At 63.8% G+C, this 4,325-nt stretch carries 2 protein-coding genes; one reads left to right on the top strand and one right to left on the bottom strand.

The features are described from left to right. Positions 1 to 959 precede the first annotated feature (959 nt). Complete coding sequence (locus EOA49_RS30615; protein ID WP_127239397.1) at positions 960 to 2,672, top strand: HAD family hydrolase; 1,713 nt, start codon at positions 960 to 962, stop codon at positions 2,670 to 2,672. A 29-nt stretch (positions 2,673 to 2,701) separates the two neighbouring features. Here the strand turns inward: EOA49_RS30615 and EOA49_RS30610 are convergent. Continuing rightward, positions 2,702 to 4,325, bottom strand: a 1,624-nt coding sequence (locus EOA49_RS30610; protein ID WP_164749335.1) for a chromosome segregation SMC family protein, incomplete at its 5' end; no start/stop codon positions are given.

Below are 4,325 nucleotides of genomic sequence, written 5' to 3'. Positions count from 1 at the left end.
GCTCAAGACAATGGTATTCGTATCGGCCATTCTTGGCGACCTTTCACACCCCCACCCTTTCTGCCCAACATGCCTGAAGCCCGAATGGCTCGCGGCCAAAAGAGCCCAGGTTAGCGGTATGGAGCAAATCACAAAATTTAAAAAAAGTGTCTCAAAATGTAACAATATATCTCTCGCGGGAATTGGGTGGCGCGGCGATTTCAGCGCGGATTCTCTTCAGTGGTCTCAACGCGGCTTTCGACCCCTTGCCACCTCGAGACCCACCGGCCTCGCAGGAGCAGTTCCATGAGCGGAGACGGTGCGCACGAGTTCCATCGTTGCAAATCATCGAAATCCGGACGATTGGCGAGACGATCAAATTCGTCCGTGAGTTATGGGGCAAGAACGCACGCCGGGATGTCGAGCGCCCGGTAATGAACTGACCGATATTTGCGTCAGCTCGACATCACGCTCTCTCAATATGAAGTGGAAGTCCGTGCTCTGGTCGCGGCGAGCTGTGGGGCAGGTCCCTCGACAATATCGGCCCGACCTCCTATATGCTTCGCGCAAAAGCACGGAGAAAGGGTGTGTCCCGAGAGCGTGACGTGCTTATGTGGCGCGAAGCCGGGAAACTTGCGTTATCTGGCGACTATGAAGGATGGCTTGCCATCGAATGGGAGCTTCGTAGCAGAGGATTCTCACGCGCCAAGCTGTTGTTCGATAACGACCGGGTCCGAAAAAAATTGGATGAGATCTGCAAGAGGGCACAGGAGCAACGCGCCGACCCCAAACAGACCTAAAGACCAGAAACACCCCGCCTTTCCAGAACCCAGCCAACCTTTCTCTCTTTCCGATGAGTTGCATTTCTCCACGCCAGGTTTCTCGCCAGGCAGGCGAAAGCGCCGGCCTAAACCTTTTCCGCCGACAGACGTTGTTTGTTCCAGACGGACCGAGCGACCGGCAGCGGAGAGGATCACCCGATGTATTTCATGGCACTGGCCACCGACTACGACGGCACGCTGGCGCATGACGGACTGGTCACCGCCAGCACGCTGTCGGCGCTGAAGAAGCTGAAGAAGTCCGGCCGCAAGCTCATCCTGGTCACCGGCCGCGAACTGCCCGATCTCAAAGAGGTGTTTCCGGAGGTCGGGCTATTCGACAAGGTGGTGGCCGAAAACGGCGCGCTGATCTACACGCCGGCGAGCGAAGAAGAGCAAACAATCTCGCCCTCGCCTTCCGCCGATTTCGTCGACAGACTGAAGAAGCGCGGCGTCAAGCCGCTCTCGGTCGGCCGCTCGATCGTTGCCACCTGGGAGCCGCACCAGGCCACCGTGCTCGACGTCATCAAGGAGCTCGGCCTTGAGCTGGAGATCATCTTCAACAAGGGCGCGGTGATGATCCTGCCCTCAGGCATCAACAAGGCCACCGGACTGGCGGCTGCGCTCAAGGACCTCAGATTGTCGCCGCATAATGTGGTGGGCATCGGCGATGCCGAGAACGACCACGCCTTCCTCAGGGCTTCGGGTTGCAGCATCGCCGTCGCCAACGCATTGCCCGCCGTGAAGGAAACCGCCGACCTCGTCACGAGGGAGGCGCGCGGCAAGGGTGTCGAAGAACTGATCGGCAAGCTGATAAAGCAGGATCATCTGATAGCTCGCAAGCGCTTGCGCGGCGTCCTGCTGGGAACTGCCAACGGCAAGAAGGTCTATCTGTCGCCCGTCGAGACCGTTCTGATCGCCGGAAGCTCCGGTATCGGCAAGTCGACATTGGCCACAGCGCTCACCGAGCGGCTTGCCGAACAGGGATTGCAGTTCTGCATTTTCGATCCCGAGGGCGACTATGACGGACTGGAGGGCGCCGTTCCGCTAGGTGATGGCTCGACTACACCCAGCAAGGAGCAATTGCTGGAGCTGATCGAAAAGCCTGGCACCAATATCGTGGTCAACGGGCTGGCGCTGAAGGTCGACGAGCGGCCCGACTTCTTTGCCGAATTGCTGCCAGGCCTCGGCAGCGTCCGCTACCGCACGGCAAGGCCGCATTGGCTGATCATTGACGAGGCGCATCACCTTCTGCCCAAGCGCCGCGAGGACACGCGCGCGGTGTTGTCGCTCGAGCTGCCGGGCACGGTGCTGATCACCGTGCATCCGGAAGCGCTCTCGACCGGGGTCCTGCGCCTGGTGACGGCGGTCATCGCGCTCGGTCCGAAGGCGAAGGGCGTGATCAAGACCTTCTGCAAGGAGGCCGGGCTGGAGGCGCCCAAGAGCATTCCTTCGCCGAAGGGTGACCGGGTCCTGCTGTGGCGGCCGCAGGACGGCAAGAAGCCGTTCACGGTCAAGGCGATCGAACCCGACCAATCGCTGAAGCGGCACAGCCGCAAATATGCCGAAGGCGAGCTGGACGAGGCCGGCAGTTTCTATTTCACGGGGCCAGAAAAGGCGATGAACCTCAGAGCCCACAATCTGATCATTTTCGCCCAAATGGCGGAAGGCATCGACGACAAGACCTGGGAATATCACCTGCGCGCCGGCGACTATTCCAAATGGTTCCGCCAACAGATCAGGGACAAGGAACTCGCCCGCGAGACGGCAGAGGCCGAGAAGGACAAGCGTCTATCGCCCGAGGAGAGCCGCAAGCGCGTGCTGGAGGCCGTGCGCCGGCGCTACACGGCGCCAGCCACGGCACCGGAGAGGTAACTCAGTCGGTTCCGGACGCCAAGCCGCCCTCAACTCGCCTCGCGCATCGCCTCAGCCGCCTGCAGGTCGACCGAGACCAGCTGGCTGACGCCCTGCTCGGCCATGGTGACGCCGAACAGGCGGTCCATGCGCGCCATGGTGATCGGGTTGTGGGTGATGATGACGAAGCGCGTCTCGGTGGTCTTCGACATCTCGTCCATCAGATTGCAGAAGCGCTCGACATTGTGGTCGTCGAGCGGGGCGTCGACCTCGTCGAGCACGCAGATCGGCGCCGGATTGGTAAGGAAGACGGCAAAAATCAGCGACATGGCGGTGAGCGCCTGCTCGCCGCCGGAGAGCAGCGTCATGGTCTGCGGCTTCTTGCCCGGCGGGCGGGCGAGGATTTCGAGGCCGGCTTCCAGCGGATCTTCGGACTCGATCAGCTGCAATTCGGCCGTGCCGCCGCCGAAAAGATGCGAGAACAGGCGCTGGAAGTGGCCGTTGACCACCTCAAAGGCCGACAGCAGGCGTTCGCGGCCCTCGCGGTTGAGGCTCTGGATCGCTTGGCGCAGTTTTCTGATCGCCTCGATGATGTCCTCGCGCTCGGACACGATGATTTCCAGGCGGTCCGACAGCTCCCTCTGTTCTTCCTCGGCGCGCAGATTGACGGCCCCTAGCCGCTCGCGCTCGATCTTCAGCCGGTCGAGCTGGCGCTCGACCTCGGCCATGTCCGGCATCGGGTCGTCGGTCTCTAGCCCGGTATGCTTGATGACGAGATGCGGCGGCGTGTTCAACGCTTCCTGGATGCGAGCCTCGACCTCGGCGCGGCGTTCGTCGGCCGCGGTCAGCCGCTCCTCGGCGCGGACGCGGGTCTCGCGCGCTTCGGCAAGCGACTGGATCGCCGCGGTCGCCGCCTTGTCGAGCTCGGCTTGCTTGGTCTCCGCTTCCTGCAGGCGATCGCCGGCGGCCTGGCGCAGCGCCTCGGCCTCGGAAAGCTGACTCAACAGCGCACGGCGCTTGGCGTCGATCTCGTCGGGCGCGTCGGCCAGCCGCTCGCGCTCAGCTTCGGCCTCAGCCTTGCGCTCGCCAAGCGCGGCGATCTGCGTCGAGGCGTTTTCGGCCCGCTCCAGCCAGTTCTTGCGCTCGGTGCCGATCGCGTCGAGCCGGCGCATGCGCGCTTCGGCCTCGCGCCGTAGGCCGTCATGCACGGCGCGCGTATCGGCAAGCGTGGCGCGGTCGCGAGCTACACTGGCGGAGGCCTGCTCGAGCTGGAGCTGCAGGTCGCCGAGATCGGGCGCGTCCCTGAGCATCTCCTCGGCTTCGAGGAAAGCGGCTTGCGTCTCTTCATGGCTGTCGACGATGCGCGCGCGGGCGTCATCCAAGGCAGCACGGCGGCTCGCCAGCTCGCCGCCGGCCTTCTCGGCCTCGGCCAGCGCGTTACGGGCGGCGTCCAGTGCGTGCTGGGCATCGCGGCCGGCCTGACGCGCGTTGCGCTCGGCCTCGCTCGCCTGGCGCATCGCCTGCTCGGCGCGCGCCAGCGCCTCCTCGGCCTCGCGCACGACGCGGGTCGCCTGCACGGCCTCGGCATCGAGCTCCGCCAGGCGGTTCTTCTGCGCCAACCGCTGCGCCGCAGCGGTCGGCGCATCGGCGCTGGCCGTCAAGCCGTCCCAGCGC

Source organism: Mesorhizobium sp. M1A.F.Ca.IN.020.04.1.1 (assembly GCF_003997315.1).
Taxonomy (GTDB): domain Bacteria; phylum Pseudomonadota; class Alphaproteobacteria; order Rhizobiales; family Rhizobiaceae; genus Mesorhizobium.
This window is presented reverse-complemented; position numbering and strand designations above follow the sequence as displayed.